This is a genomic window from Pseudoalteromonas sp. S3431 (assembly GCF_000690035.1).
Classification (GTDB): Bacteria; Pseudomonadota; Gammaproteobacteria; order Enterobacterales; family Alteromonadaceae; genus Pseudoalteromonas; species Pseudoalteromonas fuliginea.
The window spans coordinates 130,234-150,327 of the sequence record NZ_JJNY01000040.1; the positions used below are offsets into that span (position 1 = coordinate 130,234).

Below are 20,094 nucleotides of genomic sequence, written 5' to 3' on the forward strand. Positions count from 1 at the left end.
TATAGAACACAAACAAAAATGCCAACCTAAAGGTTGGCATTTTTTTAAAACATCATAAAATTATAGCTTAGCGTCGTCAGTAACTGCAATTGAAGTTGACGAAATAAGACCCGATGTAGCTTCAACACTAATTGTTAAAAAACCATCAGTTATATCATTTCTTCCATCGGCTGGCTCTCTTGTTATACCAAAGGAAATACCTACAGGCACAAAACTTGTTGTATTAGGAAAGATATAACTGTTAGTGCCCGTTAGAATACCATTTTCAGAGGCGATACTTACCTCACTCCCAACGGGTAAAGGGTTATTATAGGCATCAGCTATGAACACGGTTAATCCAACACTATTAGTTCCTGTCGCTTCTGTTAAGTCTATTGAATCAACTCCACACATTAGCTGGCCTGTTGAACTACGCACTAAAGGCCCTGTAGGGTCACTATTTACACGCACCTCAGTCGCTGTTACGCCTGTAATAGCAGCACAATCATTGGCATAAGTTATTAACCTAAAGAAAGCAGCATCACCAGACATTACAATTTCTTGGTTTTGAAATACGTTAACCATTTGGCTGCTGCATATACCAGCAGTTTCGTCTTCTTGACGGCATAGTAAACCATTGTATAAACCGTTCTCTGTAGTCCAAGAACCATTACCATCAAAATCTACAAACTCTTCAAACTCATCGCCTGTTGAGTTATCACGTGAACAAGGATCCGTTCCATCGTTACAGTCTTTACCGCCAAAAGTGCCATCTTCATTGTTATCAATAAAAGCTTCTGGAATATCAAATAAATCATCAAAGAAGTCTTCGCTATCAAAGTAACCATTACCATTTAAGTCTGAAAAAGTCTCTTCACCAATAGCATATGCATGAACGGTTGCACGCCCCCCTAATGGTAAATCTAATGTTAGATCATTATTTAAAATACCTAATGGACACGGTAATCCACCATCACATTTTTGAGCAATTGTATTTTCGTACATTGAATCGGTAAACGGGCGTGGATTACTACTAGTCCAAGTAACACTACAAACGCCATTCGTAGTCGTACAGCTTGGTTCGATAACACCACCTTCAGTAATAAAACTTACAGCAGTGCCATCTGGTACCGGGTTATTAAAATGATCGGCTAAGCGCGCATTAACAGATACTAAAGTCCCATCAACATTTAAACCATGCGTATTAAACTCTGAGCGAGATAGTGAAAAGCTATTTTGATCAGCAATCCCTGTGCTTATAACTAAAATATCCGAAGGCGCTGTTACAACCACAGTTTCGCCACCAACATCATCTTTACTTGAAGCAATAACACGCACAGGCGTCGCAACTGCACCAGACTGAACTGTAGTCTGTATCTCACCAGCACTATTGGTGATAGCCGAAGCGGTACTAAGCGTAATTCCACCTACTGAAGTGGATAATGTAAAGTCGACAGTTCTAGAAGCTAGTGCATTACCGTTAGAATCAATTAGTTTAAATCTAACTTCTGAAATTTCACTTCTGTTAGCTCCACCTGTACCTTTTAATGAAATGACAGGTTGTGTTACTTCAATAAATTGGATGAAGCCAATATCAGCTGGAGATACATTAATCGTTGCCGTACCTGATACAGTATCACCACCAGTAACAACTGTTGCAGTAATAATATCGCCGCCAACACACGTTAAAGGTCGGTAAGTTGAACGAGCGAAACCACCAATGCTGGTAACAGCTTCATCCATCACAGCTAAACCACTTGCAACACAGCCTGATGAAAATTCTACATTTAATGGGGTTGTATAGGCTTCACCATCTTTAGTAATTTCAATAGAAATTAGTGCTGTAGCACCTGCGGCTAGAAATTCATCATCAGCTAAAGAGCTTGTTATAGTAATATCAATATCTACAGCAGCTATCTGAAATGCTTTGGTAATGCTGCTCCCCAATACTGAAACAGTTATTTCTCCAGCCCCTACATCTCTGCCGGGGATAATATCAAGTATTGCAATACCATTTACATCGGTGATTGCGGTGCCCGTTGTAGGTGAAATAGAGCCAATCGTTGTTGTTGCCGTAACGAGAGTTTGAGTTAGTGGTATGGTTGAATCCTTTTTATTAACTTTAATATAAAGGATGCCAATTGAATCACCAGAAATACCGGCAGTCTCTTCACATAAACTCACATCCTTCGTCGTTTTGAAGTCAGGTGGGCAGTTTTGGAATATTGTAAATGCTATATCGGCACTGCTTTGATTTGGATCAATCGCATCCCCACTGGTATAAAAGCCCAATGTAGATTCAACCGCTTCAAACTGAGCGGTAACAATACCAGCCCCTTCAATTGTTCCTGATGTCAAATTGAGCGTAGCTATGCCCTTTGAGTCAGTCAGTGCAGTCCCTGAACTGGGCAATAAACTACCAAGCGATGAGTTAAAAGTAACAACTTCTCCAACCGCCGGTTGACTATCAGAATCTAGAACAAGCGCCTTAATTAAACCACTTTCACTTGCACTAATCTGGCTCGTTTGTGCCAGTGTTGTCGCCGAAAGTAAGCTTAAATCAATCGTAAAATCTTCCGACAATCCCAGCACAGGAGCGTCGCCTGCTGTAGTGTAAGTATAAGCATTAGAGTTTATATTACTGCCATCTTCAGTAATATAAGTAGCTGAAACAGTTCCTGCACCAGCTTCAGTGCCAGCAAGTATATCTATTTTAGCAATGCCTTCATTATTGGTCATTGCTGTTCCATTAGACGGATTTATTGTTCCAAAGCCTGATAGATTAAATTGTATTAGCTGAAAAGCAGCTGGTTCACCGTCTAATAGAAGTATTGCTTGTGCAATTGCGGGCGTTAAAAAATTTACATTTCTGGCCTCTCCTCCATTTAATGTTTGTAAATTAACGGCCAGCTCTACTTTAGGTATAACTTCAGTTTGAGTCTGAAAATCAAAGACGTCTGTATAAGTTGCGCCATCAATAGTATACGTCGCAGTAACTTCTCCCGCGCCTGTAATTGTTCCCGCAGAAAGTTCAACAGTGGCAACACCGTCACTTTGGGTTAATGCCGACTCTGGATTAAGTTCACCCACACCATCAGCTAAACTGAACGTTATGCGTCTACCTGCAACTGGGGTATCATTTTGTTTAAGTGTTACACGTAAATCTATTGGCGCGTCAGCAGTTACTGCATTTGATTCAGAGTCACTAGTTTGAGAATACCCTTGAAGGGTTACTGTATAAACAGTTGTGTCGGTATCAGTATCACCACCCACTGTGCCATCTTTTTCAAGCGTTCCACCTCCGCCACAAGCCATGAGTAAAAAGCTAAGTAACATAATACTGAGCAATCGCGTTAAAGGCATTGACCTCTCCCTAGTGTTGTTATTATTAACTAAACGTTATTTACCTAATATTAACCTATAACCTAGTTTAAAATCACAGTTTTTTATTACTTTTTTGTATAAAATAATTTTCAATAAATACTAACTTTTTCTGTATAAATATTTATAGACTGGTAGTCTATGACAAAATTTATTAAAAGTAGATTAGGGTATATGTCAAAAATCCGTTCAATGAGTTTAACCACTCGCATCATGATAGGTATGGGGTTAGGGGTTATAGTAGGCTTTATATTTCAGGCTATTTTAGCTGGTGAAGATGATTATCTAATACCACTTGGGTTATTCTCTTTGCCAATTAAAGCATTTTTTGTCGATGGCCTTTTTCATGTGGGTGGGCAAATATTCATCGCTAGCTTAAAAATGTTAGTTGTTCCGCTCGTTTTTGTTTCACTTGTCTGTGGAACCTGCAGCCTTAGCGATCCAAAAAAACTGGGACGCTTAGGTGGCAAATCTATTAGTTTATATTTACTAACTACAGCTATAGCTATTACAGTAGCAATCTCCCTAGCCTTATTATTTAATCCTGGGGAAGGAATTGGCTTACCTTCTCAAGCGAGTTACGATGCAAAAGAAGCACCTACTCTAGCTAGAGTTATTATAGACATGTTCCCAACAAATCCATTTGAAGCAATGGCTAAAGGCAACATGCTACAAGTTATTGTATTTGCTTTGCTATTTGGTATTGCTATGGCACTAAGTGGTAAAGCAGGCAAACGCGTTGCTGATGTATTTGAAGACTTAAACACAGTTATTTTAAAATTAGTTACTTTATTAATGAACATTGCACCATATGGCGTGTTCTTTTTAATGGCAAAGCTGTTCACTACAATAGAGCTCAATTTAATTGTGAGCCTAGCTAAATATTTTGGCGTTGTTGTTTTGGCCCTGCTATTACATGCGCTTGTAAATTACACATTACTATTAAAAATACTAACAGGCTTAAACCCGCGTATTTTCTTAGCTAAAATGAAGCACACCTGTTTATTTGCATTTAGTACATCAAGTTCTAGCGCAACCATGCCTATTACACTTGAAACTGCGACTAAAAAGTTAGGTGCAAGCAACTCAGTTGCCTCATTTACTATACCCCTAGGTGCAACCATTAATATGGATGGTACAGCGATTATGCAAGGCGTCGCAACCGTATTTATTGCACAAGTATTTAGTGTTGATTTAACGATTTCTGACTATTTAATGGTCATATTAACAGCTACGCTCGCCTCTGTAGGCACAGCTGGTGTTCCTGGTGTTGGCTTAATAATGTTGGCAATGGTACTTAACCAAGTTGGCTTACCTGTAGAGGGGATTGCTATTATAATTGGCGTAGATAGATTACTTGATATGACACGTACAGCAGTTAATGTAACCGGCGATTGTATGGTTACCTGTGTTGTTGCCAAGTCTGAAGGTGAACTTGATGAAAGCGTATTCAATGACCCTAACGCAGCTAAAGACTTAGAAGATTATCATAAATCTATTGACTCATAAGACATTTATACAGCTATAAAAAAACCTTGATGCAATCCATCAAGGTTTTTTTTCGAGTAAAAATAATTAGCTTGTTCTCAGGTTAAAAATTCTAATCTAAGGATTTAGGGACTTAAATTTAGAAAGTAAGTTTATCCCGACTTTATTTACGCCACTACTCAAGCCAAGCGCTAGCTTATCGCTCAGTCCTTTTTTGACTTTATATTTAATTTTATAGATTTGGCGTTCATGTTGCTGCTCTAATAAAGCATCATCACTTGTTTTTATAACATCTACCAAGCCTTTTTCAATAGCCTGAGTTGCAAACCAATGCTCGCCTGTCGCAACTAGATTTATATCTAAACTTGGGCGTTGTGTACTCACAAATGTTTTAAATAAGTCGTGAGTTTGTTCAATTTCTTCGCGAAATTTTTCACGAGCTTTATCCGTATTCTCACCAAATAAAGTCAGTGTACGCTTAAACTCACCAGCGGTTATTTGTTCAAATTCGACATCATTTTTCTTCAATATTTTATTAAAGTTAGGAATTTGAGCAATTACCCCAATAGAGCCAACAATTGCAAATGGTGCGGCGAGTATTTCATCGGCAACACATGCCATCATGTACCCTCCACTGGCAGCCACTTTATCAATTGAGACACTCAAGGGTATGCCAGCATTTTTAATACGCTGTAGTTGCGAAGCAGCAAGTCCGTACCCATGTACAACCCCGCCACCACTTTCTAAACGAATAAGGACCTTGTCTTTACTAGGCTCAGCAATAGAGATAATGGCTGTTATTTCTTCTCGTAAGCTTTCCACCTCGTGTGCATCCATACTGCCCACAAAGTCAATTACATATAAACGAGGTTTAGCTTCGTCTTTATCTGCTTTTTTACTTTGCGTTTTTAACTCCTTTTGATGCGCCTTTAGCTCTTTTTTACCGAGCGTATTTTGCAAAAAACTTTCTTTAAGTTCTACTAATTGCTCTGATATATCATCTATTTGTATTTCACCTTTTTTGGCTTTTGGCTTAACTGCAGCGCCAACTATTAACATTAGAATAACTGCGATAGCGATAACAAAAGTAACTGTTTTAGCAAAAAACAAACCGTACTCGTATAAAAATTCCAACTGGTTTCTCCATTTATAAATTTCAGCTAATTTAACATGCTTTAAAACAAAAAAAAGCCACTTTTCAGTGGCTTTTAAAGGTTAATTATTTTACTGGTTATTAATCAGTCACAACCTCAGGGTTGGAAACTAATAACATACGTCCACGTGCAGCTAAATAAGTAGCTACTTGCAGCTGCATTTCTGCATTAGCAGCAGCACTGCCTTCAACAGTTGAAGCCTTTGCAGCATCTTGAGCTGGCGTTAATATAGAACCATGATGCCCTTTAGTAAATTTAACTAAATAGCTCGAAGGTGTTTCACTTAATGCTTGCGAAGTACTTACTGTTTCAAGACCCATCAAGTTAGCTAATGGAATTGTGCCAGAAATAGGATTATTAGCTGCCATTGGCGGTATCACTTGGTCGGGCTTGTTATCAACACCATCACCCACAACAACATTAGTATAAACAGGAGTACCTAATGCTTTCACCGTGGCAGCGTAGTTAGTTGGATCGCCACTATCAAGTGCTGTTTGTGCCGCAAATGCAAACTGTGTAAATACACCTTGAATGTTAGTAAGTTTAGTCGTTTCACCCGCAGTAGTAAGTGATGCAACATATTCATTGTAACCACATGTCAAGTAAGCTTCCATGTCTGGTACTAATGAGCCACAGTTAGAAAGCGCAGCGCCTTGTAGGTAGACATTAAGTTCATCAGCTTCGGTTGTACCAGCTTGTGAAAGTACTGAACCTTGAATAAATGGACCAAACGCAGCAGATTCAAGTAAGAAGCTTGCTATGCCACCGCCGCCACTTGCAAGTGCTACTGTATTTACATTAAACAGTGGGTCAACAGTAGGCGCCATTGGGCTATTAGCTTGAGCAATAAATGCCGGGGCTACAATAGACCCTAACGAATGCCCGATGTAGGTAACATCTTTACTATTGATAGTCGTATCGTTAATAAAGTTTAAACCCAAGCGTAAGCCTAATAAATCAGCCGCTGATTGACGTAGGCTATCTCGCGCAACAAGTAATGAACTCAAGTCCATATAACTAAGTACCGAACCTGTTGTTGCATTAAAGTCATCACTTCCATCACCATCAACATCGATACCGCGTTCACCATGTCTTGGGTGGTCAATTGCTACAGTTGCAAAACCTTGAATAGAAAGTTGGGCAGTTAACGCTAGCATACTTTCTTTTTGCGTAGTAATACCATGTTGCATAATTACAACAGGCCAGCCATTTTCTGGCATTTCAATAGCCGGTAATTGTAGTTGCGCACGAACACCGTTAATAATTGGTAAAATAGGTTTTGTTAGTTGTACTGGCACATTCGCCATGCTTTGTACTTTTGGAATGGTATTATATTTAGTTAAATGACGCGTGCTGTCTAAACCTAAATCTCGAAGCTGTCCACTACTCAATGCAAAACATAACCCGTCATTCTCACTAATAGGTTCTGCAGGAAAAGCATCACCGGCAACAGCTTTATAACCAAGTATTGCTACTGCGCTATCACACATACCTTGCCAATATGTATCGTTTAAATCACTTATCTCAGTGCCTGTTGGAGTCCCTAGGTACATAGGAAGCATAATGCTACCCTTTTGGTATTGAACACCAGAAAAAGCAGGCGATACTTCAACACCTTGTGAAGCAAATACTTGTTGTACATTTACCATTGGTTGTTCTGGTACTTGCACAGCAGGTGTTGCCATACTTGGCTGTTGCAAGCTCACTGCTAACAACTGCTTGATAGTACCCAGCACAGGCCCTGCTGATTGAATAGTCATCGCACCTGAGAAAATAATGTCGTCTTTCGTAATATTTCCAGAACTAACAACTACATTTTCGTAGCTATTAACTGCGCCCTGCAAACCAAGTTGGGCTGCTGTAATTAATGGCGCCTCTTGTTTAACTAACCCATAAGTTGAAGATGGCTCAATAGAGCGGCCCAATGAGTCTTTAAGCCCTGTTGTTAATACATTAATGTATGAACTACCAGCTTTAAATGGTTTTAGAGGAACAATTGCAACAGCATTACCTGAAGCTTGAGTAACAAAGTCAACACCAAAGGTAAGTTCGCCCACTAATTTACAAGCAGTACCTGCAGCTACTACCGAACATTCTTCATCCGTTAAGCTTGCACCCATTATTACTTCAAAAATTCTAACCGTACCAGGAGCCCCAGCAGATGCTTCATCTAAACTTACACTCGGTGGGAATGTTAAATCAATTTTATAAGGAACCTGCGAAGACCAACCATCAAGTGCGCCTAGAGCCAATTGTGGGTTGGCATAAGCTGTGCGTGGAATAGACACGTTATCATCATCTAATTCACCAGGAATGTTTAATGTACCGTCTTGGGTACCACTCATTAACAAATCGTTTGGAACAGATATAACTCCATTAGCAGGGTCAAAACTTACTGTTGCCGTTGGAATAACTGGGGCTGTGTCGTTTTTAACATCTTTTAACGTTTCTCCACCGCCACAACCTGCTAAAGCAGCTGTAACCGAGAGTGAAAGTAGCATTTTTTTCATATTGTTGGCTCCGCACATATTTTATTTTTATAGTGTGTTTAATCAGTGTATTAAGTTAAAACAATGTAATCAGGTTATTAATGAGACATTAGACCAGTTAAACTTAACGTAAAGTTTCTATTTTCGCCACCTAATTTTGCAATAAATTCGATTACTTCACGTTTTGCTATGTTAAAATTAAAAAAATCATACAATTTGGTACTTTTATGCACACTTATCAAGCAGCTGAAAACGCACTCAAAGATAAAGTTATTTTAATAACAGGCGCCGGCGATGGCATTGGTCGAGTAGCAGCCATTACATATGCAAAGTATGGTGCTACGGTTATTTTATTAGGTAAAACAACTAATAAACTTGAATGTGTTTACGATGAAATTGTTAATGCAGGTTATCCTAAACCTGCAATTGTGCCTATGGATTTAAAAGGCGCAACGAAGCAAAACTACCGCGACCTTGCCGCAACGATTGAATATCAGTTTGGCCGCCTAGATGGGCTTCTTAATAATGCCGGTATTTTAGGCTCGCTTGGCCCACTTGAGCATTTTTGCTCATCTACGTTCGAAAACATAATGAAAGTAAACGTGACTGCACAAGCGATGATCACTAAAGCCTTGTTTCCGGTTCTTCGTAAATCTGATAATGCATCAATCGTATTCACATCATCAGGTGTTGGTCGCAAAGGCCGTGAATTTTGGGGACCTTATGCCATTTCGAAATTTGCAGTAGAAGGCATGATGCAAACATGGGCATGTGAAGTAGGTAAAACAAACATTCGTGTAAACTGTATTAACCCAGGTGCTACGCGCACTTCAATGCGAGCGGCTGCATATCCAGGTGAAGATAGAGACGCGCTTGCTACACCAGAGGATTTAATGCCTACCTATTTATATCTAATGAGTGACGATTCTAGTGAAGTGAATGGCGAATCGTTAGATGCTCAGGTAAAAAAATAACCCAGCCTAAGTCCTGTGTTATTTAAAAGCACATTAAAAAAGCCGCAATGAGCGGCTTTTTTTGTGTTAAATAAATAACTAATTGATTATTTACGTTTAGTCGGCTTAACACGTTGATTGTGTTTTTTAACTGCTTTACGGATTTGGTTGATTTTAGCGCGTTTATCTTTGCGCTTTTCTGGCATAACAGAAAGCTTAGTCTGCGTCTCCCGACCTAATTTAACGGTTTTGCGTAAATAGTTTACCGTTTCTAGATCATACTCCATCCAACCACCTTGCGGTACGCGCTTATCTAGCTCCAATTTACCGTAACGAATACGAATAAGACGAGATACTTCCGCATCTTGAGATTGCCATAAACGGCGGACTTCGCGGTTACGCCCTTCATTTAACGTTACGTTAAACCATCGGTTAACACCTTCGCCACCCATTGGGGTTACAGTCGTGAATTTGGCTGGGCCATCTTCAAGCTCAACACCACGTAGTAGGTTTTTAACCGTTTCGTTGGTTACTTCACCAAATACACGTGCAGAGTATTCACGTTCTACTTCATAACTTGGGTGCATTAAACGGTTTGCTAACTCACCATCATTAGTAAACAGCATCAAACCTGATGTATTAACGTCTAAGCGGCCTACTGCAATCCAACGATCGCCATCAATACGAGGAAGTCGGTCAAATACAGTACGACGCCCTTCTGGATCTTTACGTGTACTTAGCTCACCTTCTGGTTTGTTATACATAATTACACGACAAATTCTATCTGCTTTTTCTTCAATTTTCACAGTGTGTCCGTCAACACGAATTAAGTCTGTTTCCTCAACACGGTCGCCTAACTTTGCCACTTTACCGTTTACACTAACGCGGTTTGCATCAATGTATTTTTCCATTTCACGGCGCGAGCCTACGCCTGCACGGGCTAGGACTTTTTGTAACTTTTCACCTTGTATACTCATTCGGATGGTTCTCTCACAGAAGGATCACTTAATAACTGGTTAATTTTACTTTGCTGCTCTGTTGGCAGTGCTGGTAAATTATCTAAACCTGTTAACGAAAAATAATCTAAAAATTGTTTAGTAGTTGCATATAAAGCCGGTTTACCCGGAACCTCTTTATGCCCTACCACTTTAACCCACTCTCTTTCGAGTAAGGTTTTTATAATATTCGAACCCGTAGTAACTCCCCTTACTTGCTCAATTTCGCCACGTGTAATGGGCTGCCTGTATGCAATAAGCGATAATGTTTCCAGTAAAGCACGTGAATACTTAGGCGCACGTTCTTGCCACAAATTATTTAACCAAGGGCTTAAACTACTACATGCCTGAAAGCGATAACCACTGCCAACTTCGACTAGACGAATACCACGAGTTTGAAAATGTTCTTGTATAGTATCTATTGCGTCGTTTATTCGCGCCATAGAAATAGCTAAATCTATTAATACTACGTCTTTAAGGTGGCGCTTACTAACAGGCTTATCTGCAACAAAAATAGCTGCTTCAATGATCTCAACTAGTTGTTCATCACTAATTCGCCGACCCGCCATACACACTCTTAACAAATAAAAATACACAGCCATCTATTATGACAGAACAACACCAAACTAGGAAAATATATCTACTAAATAACTAGATTTTAAACACAAAAAAGCCAGTGATTATCACTGGCTTCTAATTTACTCTTTAAAACAACAAATATTAGCTGCGTTTAATTGCTTCTAGTGCGTCATCTTCGGCTACAGCATTACCGTATTTTTTAATGTAACCCTTAAACTCACTTCTGCTGATGCGCTTATCTTGGTTTTCATCCATATAACCAAAATGATTTGAAATATCATCATCGTTGCCTTCAGCAATCGAAATATAACCGTTGCTATCATTATCTAAACTTGAAAAACTACTCTCAATTTTATCAAACTTAGCTATTTCAGCTTTAAACGCTGATTCACTTACGTCACTATCAGTCGCCACTTTACCTGCATTAAGCTGCATGTAGGCGTTAAATTCTTTACGGCTAATTTCATTATCCATATTGGTATCAATATTCGAAAAATGCTCCCAGATGCTATCATCATCCGCTTCGACTTTTGAAATGTAGCCATCGCTGTCGTTGTCCAGGCTTGCAAAATCACTGTCTATTTTCTCAAGGCCTTGATTTGAAGAACAAGCCGCGAGGCTCAAAGATGCTAAAATTGTTGTTGCTAATGTTAACTTTTTCATAAGACGTGTCCTTGTAATTAAATAAATGTCACTTTAGCTAATACAATTCGGATGCCAATGTTAGTTAACTAATTAAAATCAAATAGTTACAAACAAATAGAGCATTTAACAAACAATTTCAATAAGTTATATCTGAAAACTTTGCAAAGTGCTTTGTAATTTTTGCAAAAAAAAGCCCAGTATATGTAAATATACTGGGCATGCTTTTCAAATCTTTGTGTTATTAAATAGCCGCATTTTGATAACGTTTTACAAAATCAGTTACTTTTTGACCATTACACTTTAGAGAGTTTAAATTACCGATTTTTTGACGAACTGGCGCTAGACCTTGTTTTAAAGCAGTCATACACAGTTGTGTTTCTTGTTGAGTGTCTTTAGCAAACACCTCAACTTTAGTTTTAATCACTTCAGCAGTTGTTCCTTTTTTAGCAATATCACGAATATCTTCGCCATTACACAAAATACTTTGTGAAAAGCGTGATAAAAACACACCATGCTGGGCTGCTTCTTTACGAGCGGCAGAAAAGCCTTCATTGGCACTTAATACACACAATTTAGATTCTATTTTATTATCTTTACTAAAATACGAATTACTTTGTGCCGAGACCGTAGTTGATGCTAAAAGTGCTGCAGCTAAAATTAGTTGTGTTTTCATGTGAGATCCTATTTGAACGAGCTTATTGAGTGATTTCGCGCATTATATAACCTGTTTTTTAGATATCAATTGAATTTTTTATTTGTTTAACAAATTAATATAGCATTAACAATGTTTAAACTTTAAGCACCATTTGGTCAACAATTATGCAGCGATTTTCTCCATTTCAGTCATGTTATGTACGCGTAAATACTGATACAATTTGGTGCATTAAATAGAACCAATTTTAAGGTAAATTCAATGAAAGTGATTTCTTTCAATATCAATGGTCTGCGTGCTCGTCTTCATCAATTACAAGCAATTATCGATAAACATCAACCAGACGTAATTGGACTGCAAGAGATTAAGGTTCATGATGAGGCGTTCCCACTAGAAGATGTGCAAAAAATGGGATACCACGTTTATTACCATGGTCAAAAGGCACATTATGGTGTGGCTATGTTATGCAAGAAAGAGCCTAAATCGGTCTTAAAAGGATTTGCTACCGACACTGATGAGTCGCAAAAACGCATGATAAGCGTTACTGTAGAGCAAGAAAACGGTCGTGATTTAACCGTAATGAATGGTTATTTCCCGCAAGGCGATAATATCAATCACGAAACTAAATTCCCTTATAAACGCCAGTTCTATATTGACTTGATGACTCACCTTGAAACAAACCATACACCCGATCAAGATATAATTGTTATGGGCGATATCAACATATCACCTACCGATTTAGATATTGGTATTGGTGAAGTAAATGCTAAACGTTGGTTAAAAACGGGTAAATGTTCTTTCCAACCGGTAGAGCGTGAATGGCTTGCAACATTACTTAATTGGGGCTTTAAAGACACCTTTAGAGAACAAAACCCAGAAACAGACGATCAATACTCATGGTTTGACTATCGCTCTAAGGGGTTTGTAGATAACCGAGGACTTCGAATAGATGTAGTACTTGCAACTAATGAGCTTGCAGCACGCTGTATAGATACTGGTATTGATTACGAACTGCGCGGTATTGAAAAACCCTCAGATCATGCCCCTATATGGTCAACATTTAAGTAATTACTATGCTCAGCATAACAATACAAGGGCTACTTTGGGCCCTTGTAATTATTATTGCCCTACTAAGCTTTAATAAAAAAACATATAAAACATTGCTTAATACGCCAGCCCGTCAAACTGGCGTGCTTGCGTGTGCGTTAGTGTTTGCAGTGCTTTGGCGAATAAATGCAGGAATTTTAACTGGCCTCGATTTACACATATTAGGCGTTACAGCTGCAACATTAATTTTAGGTTGGCGATTGACTATTTTAAGTAGCCTACTTGCCACAGCCCTACTGACTGCATTTGGTCAAATTGAACTTGAACTGTTACCAGTTCAACTGCTTATTGGTGCGTTTATTCCTATTTTACTAAGCTACCTTGGCTTTATAATTAGTTACCAGTATTTACCTCGTCATTTTTTTGTTTATATATTTGTTTGTGCGTTCATAACTGCAGGGGTTATAGCCTGTATAAAAATAAGCCTAGGTGCTTTATTTTACTTAGCTATAGGGCAATACAATTGGCAAGAACTCGCAGATAACTACGTTTATTTAAGTGCCATAATTTGGTTTCCTGAAGCAATGCTCAACGGTATGGCTATAACAGTTATGATCACCTATCGCCCGCATTGGGTAAAAACTTTTTACGATAAGGACTACCTAGACTCATGAGTCTACAATATCAATGCCCACTGTGTAACCACGCACTTTTGAAAACTGATTCAACACTTCGTTGTGCTAACAACCATAGCTTTGATGTTGCTAAAGAGGGCTATGTTAATTTACTGCCTGTGCAACAAAAAAACTCAAAACAACCAGGCGATTCGCTTGAAATGGTACAAGCTAGGCGTGCATTTTTAGAGCGTGGCTATTATGGCTTTTTGCAACAAAACCTTAGCGACATAATCAGTAATATAAGTGCAAATACTATTATTGATTTGGGATGCGGTGAAGGGTTTTATACTCAAGCAATAGCAAGTAAAACAAACGCAGTTGTGTACGGCGTCGACATTTCAAAATCTGCGGTTAAATATGCAGCAAAGCGCTACCCTAATTGCAACTTTAGTGTGGCATCAATTAGCCAAGCGCCTTTTGAAAGCCAATTTGCTGATGTACTTGTTAGCGTATTTGCACCTTTGTTTGAGCAAGAGCTTGAGCGCCTTGCAAATCAAAGTGCAACGTTAGTGGTTGCAAGCCCAGGTCCTTGTCATTTAAAAGAGTTAAAGTCGTATATATATTCAAAAGTAAACGAACATACTGAAATATCTTCGCCAAAAGGGTTTCAAAAATCAGAGCAAGCTCTTTTAACAGAGCATGTCGCGCTTAGCTTTACTGATATTAAAAACTTAATAATGATGACGCCATTTGCATGGAAGTTCAGGCCAGAACATTGGGAAGCACTCAAGGAAAAAGGCGAGCATACTGTCACCTTGTCATTTTACATTACGCAGTTTACAAAAACTGCATAATCAAATTTGGGGTTATTTAGGCGTAAGTTTAACGACGTCTAAAATTGCTCTTTCGTAAACGCTTTATCCATTTTATCAAACATGTCTTTAAGTAGACTCGCAAGCTCCAAATAACGAGGCTTTTTTTCGCTTAACTGCGCTTGATAACCGTTGGCAACCATTTTTGTATAAAGCTCGTGATACCACTTTTGCATGGCTGGCTCTAAAGGTGTTTGCGCACGCTTACCTAGCCATAATAACCCTTGTAACGGTAACGAGATAAAAAACAAAGCACTCGCAATAGCTTGCGGTAAGAAGTCTGAACCGAGGTAATTCAGCTGAAAAAATAACGTAAGCATGGCTAAAATAGGCATAACTGTGATCGCAAGATCAGTAGCTTTAATAACCTTAAACTCGATGAATAGAGGTGCTAACTCTTTTCTCATTGGCCATTGTTTTGCATACAACCGCCCTGTTTGTACTTGTGACATCACACTTTTTTGCATCATGACTCCTCACAGTGACTCTATTAAAACACAATACTAAATTGATTATTTCTAAAGTGTAACACAATTTTAAGGGCTTTTACTTTCTCAGTAAAAGTGCTTAAATTTGCTGTTAAAGTGTGCAAAACACTAAACTAAATTCCATAACTGGGGTAAAATATTTCGCATTGATTCAGCTACATTTTAGTTTAGCTTAATTAAATGTTTTAGCCTTATTTATCACTCTGAGTGTAACGATTAATGTTTCACGTTCACTTACTAAATTTTGTTTATGGAAATGAATTTATGCCAACAACCTCCCCTAAGTCACAACACGTTTTAGTACTAAATTGTGGTAGCTCCAGCTTAAAATTTGCCATTATTGATGCAAACACGGGCCACGAAATTATATCTGGTCTAGCAGAGCGCTTAGGTGCAACAACTCCTTCTATAAAATATAAATTCAACGGCGCTAAAACTGTCATTAACTTAGTAGCAGGTCAAGCCCATGCAGAGGCAATAGATACGTTAGTAAGCCTAATAAAAGATCATAGCTTAGATGAGCAACTTATTGCTGTGGGTCATCGTGTTGTGCACGGCGGCGAGCATTTTACGCAATCGGTTTTGATTGACGAGAAGGTCATTGCGGGTATTACACAGGCAGCAACACTTGCGCCACTTCACGGACATGCTAATTTGTTAGGCATTGCATCTGCACAGGCATCGTTCGAAGGCTTACCACAAATAGCCGTATTTGATACTGCGTTCCACCAAACGATGAATGAAGTAGCTTACCTTTATGCACTGCCATATAAGCTATATACAGAATTTGGCGTTAGACGTTATGGGTTTCATGGCACAAGCCACTTTTATGTTGCAGGCCAAACAGCAAAACTACTTAATCAACCTATTGAGCAAAGTAACTTTATCAGTGCCCACTTAGGTAATGGTTGTTCAGTGTGTGCTATTAAAAATGGTAATAGTGTAGATACCAGTATGGGCCTAACACCACTAGAGGGCCTAATGATGGGCACCCGTAGTGGCGATATAGATCCAGGCCTGTTTAACTTTTTAACCACGCAGCTCGATTACACTGCACAGCAAATAGATAACTTGCTCAATCAAAAAAGTGGTTTATTAGGTATCAGCGAGCTTTCTAATGATTGCCGCACAATCGAAGAAGCGGCTGTTGCCGGTAATAAAAAAGCAATACTCGCGCTTGATATGTTTTGCTACCGTCTTTCAAAACAAATTGCCGCTTATATGGTACCACTACAACGCCTTGATGCGATTATTTTTACCGGCGGTATTGGCGAAAACTCTGATATTATTCGTGAAAAAGTAATCTCACAGCTTGCCTTTTTAGGACTTGATTGCGATAAACAAGCTAATCTTAATGCTCGTTTTGGCCAAGAAGGCATTATTAGCTCTTCACTGGCACGTAGTAAAGCCGTTGTCATGCCCACAAATGAAGAGTGGGTTATTGCACTTGATGCTGCAAACATAGCAAAGGAGCTTTAATATGGCGCGTCGTATTATGTTAATTCCTGTCTCTACAGGTGTTGGTCTAACCTCTGTCTCTGTTGGTTTAGTGCGTGCTCTTGAACAAAAAACAGTTAAGGTTAACTTTTTTAAACCAATTGCGCAGCCCCGCTCGGGTGAAACGGGCCCTGAAAAATCAACGCAAATAGTTACCCAAGGCTCACCGATTAACCCACCTACACCTTTTGCACTCGATTACGCAGAGCAAATGATTGGCGATGGCAAAGGTGACGACCTACTAGAGGAAATTGTTGAGCGTTTTGAGAGCAAAATAAACGACGATGAAGTAGCCATTATAGAAGGTATGGTCCCTACTCGTCGTCAACCTTACGCTGGACGTGTAAATCGTGAAATTGCACAAACACTTGGCGCCGACATTGTATTTGTACTCACCCCCGGTAATTACAGCATTACACAAATAGAAGACCGCCTTGAAATCGCAGCGGGTAACTATGGTGGAATTGATCACCCTCGCGTACTTGGCTGTATTTTTAATAAAGTAAATGCGCCACTTGATGAAGAGGGCCGCGCTCGCGCCGATTTAGTTGACACCTACAAACCAGAAGAACTTGAAAACGAATTAAATCGTTTAGCGTCGTTACCTATTTTTAGAAAAAACCCGTTTATGCTACTTGGTGCAATCCCTTGGGATTTTGACCTCGTCGCACCTCGCGTAAAAGATTTAAGCGCGTATTTAAAAGCAACGATAATTAACGAAGGCGATATGCTGCATCGTCGCCTGCGTCGTATTACTTTTTGTGCGCGTACAGTGTCAAATATTTTAAATTACTTTACCCCAGGAGCCTTATTGGTAACACCAGGCGATCGCTCAGACATACTTGTGGCTGCGTGTTTATCAGCTATGAACGGCACTAAACTTGGCGCTATATTACTCACCGGTGGCTTTGAGCCAGAGCCACGTATCATGGCCTTGTGTGAGCAAGCTATGCAAACTGGCTTGCCTATACTCGCTACTGATGGCGATACATGGCGCACCTCGTTATTACTGCATAACTTTAATATGGAAGTACCAAACGACGACGACCAACGAATTGAAAAAGTAAAAGATCATAACGCTGAACATATTGATTCTGACTGGTTAGACACGTTAGCCAAAAGCGTAGGTAAAACACGTAAATTATCGCCTCCAGCATTTCGTTACTTGTTAACAGACAAAGCCCGTAAAGCCGGAAAAACAGTTGTGCTACCAGAAGGCAATGAACCTCGTACTATTAAAGCGGCTGCTATTTGTGGCCAACGCGGCATTGCTAAAACTATATTGCTTGGCGATCGCGAAGAAATAATGCGCATTGCAGAGCAACAAGGGATTGAGCTTAACGAACACGTAAGTATTATTGAGCCTAAAAGCATCATTAATGATTATATTGCGCCTATGGTCGAAATTCGTAAAAGCAAAGGCCTAACTGCCGTAGTCGCGCAAGAGCAACTGCAAGATAACGTGGTACTTGGCACAATGATGCTTGAGCAAGGTAAGGTAGATGGCTTAGTGTCGGGTGCAGTAAACACCACTGCCAATACAATTCGCCCACCACTGCAGTTAATTAAAACAGCGCCAGGATCATCGTTAGTATCATCCGTGTTTTTTATGCTGCTGCCTGACCAAGTGTTAGTTTATGGTGACTGTGCGATTAACCCAGACCCTAATGCTGAACAACTTGCAGATATAGCTATTCAATCTGCCGACTCTGCTGCTGCATTTGGTATAGAGCCGCGTGTAGCTATGATCAGTTACAGTACGGGTACGTCTGGCACGGGCGCTGATGTAGAAAAAGTACGCGAAGCCACAAAAATAGCGCAGCAAAAGCGTCCTGATTTAATCATTGATGGGCCACTTCAATACGACGCAGCCATTATGGAAAACGTGGCACTTAAAAAAGCACCTAATAGCCCTGTTGCAGGTAAAGCGACTGTATTTATATTCCCTGATTTAAATACAGGCAATACTACCTATAAAGCAGTACAACGTAGCGCTGATTTAATAAGTATTGGTCCAATGCTACAAGGTATGCGCAAACCTGTTAACGACTTAAGTCGTGGTGCATTAGTTGATGATATTGTGTATACCATTGCACTAACGGCCATTCAAGCAGCACAAGCTGAAGCACTTAATTAAACATCAACACTCACATGTGCTTTTTATAGCCTAGCTATTATTTATTTAATAATTAACTAGTTAGGCTATTTATACCCTGCAACCCCCATACTTATCCACAGAAATTGTGGGTAAGTTTTTCTACCTTCGGGAATTAACTCACTTACTATCAGGTTAGTTACTGTTACACCTTTAATTTAAAGCTAATAATCTATACTATAAACCTACCGATATTGCTGTTTCGCAGGTTTTTAATGTCAAAACAAACATTACAATTACACAGCACCGTTTTATCTATACATAGCTTAGATATAGATGCCGACATACCTGCGGCGCTGTTAAAACTCCCGTTGTTTTTTATTTCTAAAACCCACGACGAACTTTCAATTGTATGCCCTAGTAGCTTTGAAATAAACAGCCTAGACACAGAGCCAAATTGGCAAGCACTTGAAGTTGTTGGCCCACTTGGTTTTTCGCTAACCGGGATAATGGCCAATATTTCGGGCGTATTAGCACGTGCTAAAATATCTATATTTTCAATTTCAACCTACGACACCGATTACATACTTGTAAAAAAGCAAACTGCACTTCAAGCTATTACGGCACTAAAAAAAGATGGCTACAATGTGGTGGCTGAATAAATTATGAAAGCACAAAAAGTAGAATATATTGCGCAAAAAAAAATACCTCGTAACGCCATTAATATTACCAGCCCTTTTTCAGGCAAAGTACTGGAGCTAAATGAACATCCAGAACCTTTGTTTAGCTTTGGCACACTTGGGCCAGGTATTATAGTGCAACTAACTAACCATAAAATTTTAGCGCCGTTTGATGGCACTTTATTACAGGTAAAAAATGCAGGCACGGAGTTTATATTACAAGCAAAAAATGGGTTGAAAGTGTTAATCAACTTAACCATTTCAACATCGCAACCAATTACACACACTCATATAGCACAGCTCAATGGTAGCAAAATAATCAAAGGCCAACGCCTTGCTTATTTTGATTTACGAGAGCTTGATACTCCTATGCTTGCTAGCCTAATTTTACTAAATGGCCACAACCTTGGTACATTTCATTACTCTCACTCACTGGTACAAGCGGGTGAAGACACTCTATTAACTATTATTAAGAAGAATTAA

At 39.3% G+C, this 20,094-nt stretch carries 17 protein-coding genes; 9 read left to right on the plus strand and 8 right to left on the minus strand.

The genetic code is table 11. The features are described from left to right. Positions 1-60: 60 nt before the first annotated feature. Positions 61-3,342, minus strand: a complete 3,282-nt coding sequence (locus DO88_RS09590; RefSeq protein ID WP_033039333.1) for an Ig domain-containing protein — start codon at positions 3,340-3,342, stop codon at positions 61-63. A gap of 192 nt (positions 3,343-3,534) precedes the next feature. On the opposite strand from DO88_RS09590, the gene DO88_RS09585 reads away from it, so the two are divergent. Beyond that, a complete protein-coding gene (locus DO88_RS09585) occupies positions 3,535-4,869 on the plus strand; it encodes a dicarboxylate/amino acid:cation symporter (RefSeq protein WP_033029520.1) in 1,335 nt (444 codons plus the stop codon). Positions 4,870-4,965: 96 nt separating this feature from the next. Here the strand turns inward: DO88_RS09585 and sohB are convergent, their stop codons facing one another. Both sohB and DO88_RS09575 read right to left on the minus strand, forming a co-directional pair. Further along, on the minus strand, positions 4,966-5,982 hold the full coding sequence (gene sohB / locus DO88_RS09580) for a protease SohB (protein ID WP_033039337.1): 1,017 nt from the start codon (positions 5,980-5,982) through the stop codon (positions 4,966-4,968). Positions 5,983-6,082: 100 nt separating this feature from the next. Beyond that, entirely contained in the window at positions 6,083-8,512 is a 2,430-nt protein-coding gene (locus DO88_RS09575; protein ID WP_033039339.1) for a VolA/Pla-1 family phospholipase, read from the minus strand. Between the two features lie 206 nt (positions 8,513-8,718). On the opposite strand from DO88_RS09575, the gene DO88_RS09570 reads away from it, so the two are divergent. Next, complete coding sequence (locus DO88_RS09570; RefSeq protein WP_007375386.1) at positions 8,719-9,465, plus strand: YciK family oxidoreductase; 747 nt, start codon at positions 8,719-8,721, stop codon at positions 9,463-9,465. An 86-nt stretch (positions 9,466-9,551) separates the two neighbouring features. Here the strand turns inward: DO88_RS09570 and rluB are convergent, their stop codons facing one another. The 4 genes from rluB to DO88_RS09550 all read right to left on the minus strand — a co-directional run bounded on the left by rluB (position 9,552) and on the right by DO88_RS09550 (position 12,336). Continuing rightward, entirely contained in the window at positions 9,552-10,421 is an 870-nt protein-coding gene (gene rluB, locus DO88_RS09565) for a 23S rRNA pseudouridine(2605) synthase RluB (RefSeq protein ID WP_002959716.1), read from the minus strand. Next, positions 10,418-11,008, minus strand: coding sequence for an SMC-Scp complex subunit ScpB (scpB, locus tag DO88_RS09560; RefSeq protein ID WP_007375387.1), 591 nt, complete (start codon positions 11,006-11,008; stop codon positions 10,418-10,420). The genes rluB and scpB overlap by 4 nt, the downstream gene beginning before the upstream one ends. A gap of 151 nt (positions 11,009-11,159) precedes the next feature. After that, positions 11,160-11,681 carry an EF-hand domain-containing protein gene (locus DO88_RS09555; protein ID WP_007375388.1) on the minus strand — a complete coding sequence of 174 codons (522 nt, stop codon included), beginning with the start codon at positions 11,679-11,681 and terminating at the stop codon, positions 11,160-11,162. A gap of 223 nt (positions 11,682-11,904) precedes the next feature. Continuing rightward, on the minus strand, positions 11,905-12,336 hold the full coding sequence (locus DO88_RS09550) for a hypothetical protein (protein ID WP_007375389.1): 432 nt from the start codon (positions 12,334-12,336) through the stop codon (positions 11,905-11,907). 240 nt (positions 12,337-12,576) lie between these two features. Here DO88_RS09550 and xthA point away from each other — a divergent pair, with 240 nt between their 5' ends. Genes xthA through DO88_RS09535 form a run of 3 tightly spaced genes read left to right on the plus strand, consistent with a single transcriptional unit; the run spans position 12,577 to position 14,833 of the window. After that, positions 12,577-13,383, plus strand: coding sequence for an exodeoxyribonuclease III (xthA, locus tag DO88_RS09545; RefSeq protein WP_033039343.1), 807 nt, complete (start codon positions 12,577-12,579; stop codon positions 13,381-13,383). 5 nt (positions 13,384-13,388) lie between these two features. Then, entirely contained in the window at positions 13,389-14,036 is a 648-nt protein-coding gene (locus DO88_RS09540; RefSeq protein WP_033039345.1) for an energy-coupling factor ABC transporter permease, read from the plus strand. Then, positions 14,033-14,833 carry a putative RNA methyltransferase gene (locus DO88_RS09535; RefSeq protein ID WP_007375392.1) on the plus strand — a complete coding sequence of 267 codons (801 nt, stop codon included), beginning with the start codon at positions 14,033-14,035 and terminating at the stop codon, positions 14,831-14,833. Before DO88_RS09540 ends, DO88_RS09535 begins: the two co-directional genes overlap by 4 nt. Before the next feature lie 38 nt (positions 14,834-14,871). On the opposite strand, the gene yfbV is transcribed toward DO88_RS09535, so the two are convergent. Next, positions 14,872-15,318 carry a terminus macrodomain insulation protein YfbV gene (gene yfbV, locus DO88_RS09530; RefSeq protein WP_033039346.1) on the minus strand — a complete coding sequence of 149 codons (447 nt, stop codon included), beginning with the start codon at positions 15,316-15,318 and terminating at the stop codon, positions 14,872-14,874. A 285-nt stretch (positions 15,319-15,603) separates the two neighbouring features. On the opposite strand from yfbV, the gene DO88_RS09525 reads away from it, so the two are divergent. From DO88_RS09525 to DO88_RS09510, 4 genes are all read left to right on the plus strand, one after another. After that, entirely contained in the window at positions 15,604-16,818 is a 1,215-nt protein-coding gene (locus DO88_RS09525) for an acetate kinase (protein ID WP_033039348.1), read from the plus strand. A 1-nt stretch (position 16,819) separates the two neighbouring features. After that, the gene (gene pta, locus DO88_RS09520) at positions 16,820-18,973 is read left to right on the plus strand and encodes a phosphate acetyltransferase (protein WP_007375395.1); all 2,154 of its coding nucleotides are present in this window, start codon (positions 16,820-16,822) and stop codon (positions 18,971-18,973) included. Between the two features lie 233 nt (positions 18,974-19,206). Beyond that, a complete protein-coding gene (locus DO88_RS09515) occupies positions 19,207-19,593 on the plus strand; it encodes an ACT domain-containing protein (protein WP_007375396.1) in 387 nt (128 codons plus the stop codon). 3 nt (positions 19,594-19,596) lie between these two features. Continuing rightward, entirely contained in the window at positions 19,597-20,094 is a 498-nt protein-coding gene (locus DO88_RS09510) for a PTS glucose transporter subunit IIA (protein WP_033039351.1), read from the plus strand.

Excerpts from the sequence above, each read along its gene's own strand:
- DO88_RS09590 (WP_033039333.1), bottom strand. The coding sequence starts at position 3,342 with ATGCCTTTAACGCGATTGCTCAGTATTATGTTACTTAGCTTTTTACTC.
- DO88_RS09585 (WP_033029520.1), top strand. The coding sequence starts at position 3,535 with ATGTCAAAAATCCGTTCAATGAGTTTAACCACTCGCATCATGATAGGT.
- DO88_RS09575 (WP_033039339.1), bottom strand. The coding sequence starts at position 8,512 with ATGAAAAAAATGCTACTTTCACTCTCGGTTACAGCTGCTTTAGCAGGT.
- DO88_RS09570 (WP_007375386.1), top strand. The coding sequence starts at position 8,719 with ATGCACACTTATCAAGCAGCTGAAAACGCACTCAAAGATAAAGTTATT.
- rluB (WP_002959716.1), bottom strand. The coding sequence starts at position 10,421 with ATGAGTATACAAGGTGAAAAGTTACAAAAAGTCCTAGCCCGTGCAGGC.
- scpB (WP_007375387.1), bottom strand. The coding sequence starts at position 11,008 with ATGGCGGGTCGGCGAATTAGTGATGAACAACTAGTTGAGATCATTGAA.
- DO88_RS09555 (WP_007375388.1), bottom strand. The coding sequence starts at position 11,681 with ATGAAAAAGTTAACATTAGCAACAACAATTTTAGCATCTTTGAGCCTC.
- DO88_RS09550 (WP_007375389.1), bottom strand. The coding sequence starts at position 12,336 with ATGAAAACACAACTAATTTTAGCTGCAGCACTTTTAGCATCAACTACG.
- xthA (WP_033039343.1), top strand. The coding sequence starts at position 12,577 with ATGAAAGTGATTTCTTTCAATATCAATGGTCTGCGTGCTCGTCTTCAT.
- DO88_RS09540 (WP_033039345.1), top strand. The coding sequence starts at position 13,389 with ATGCTCAGCATAACAATACAAGGGCTACTTTGGGCCCTTGTAATTATT.
- DO88_RS09535 (WP_007375392.1), top strand. The coding sequence starts at position 14,033 with ATGAGTCTACAATATCAATGCCCACTGTGTAACCACGCACTTTTGAAA.
- yfbV (WP_033039346.1), bottom strand. The coding sequence starts at position 15,318 with ATGCAAAAAAGTGTGATGTCACAAGTACAAACAGGGCGGTTGTATGCA.
- DO88_RS09525 (WP_033039348.1), top strand. The coding sequence starts at position 15,604 with ATGCCAACAACCTCCCCTAAGTCACAACACGTTTTAGTACTAAATTGT.
- pta (WP_007375395.1), top strand. The coding sequence starts at position 16,820 with ATGGCGCGTCGTATTATGTTAATTCCTGTCTCTACAGGTGTTGGTCTA.
- DO88_RS09515 (WP_007375396.1), top strand. The coding sequence starts at position 19,207 with ATGTCAAAACAAACATTACAATTACACAGCACCGTTTTATCTATACAT.
- DO88_RS09510 (WP_033039351.1), top strand. The coding sequence starts at position 19,597 with ATGAAAGCACAAAAAGTAGAATATATTGCGCAAAAAAAAATACCTCGT.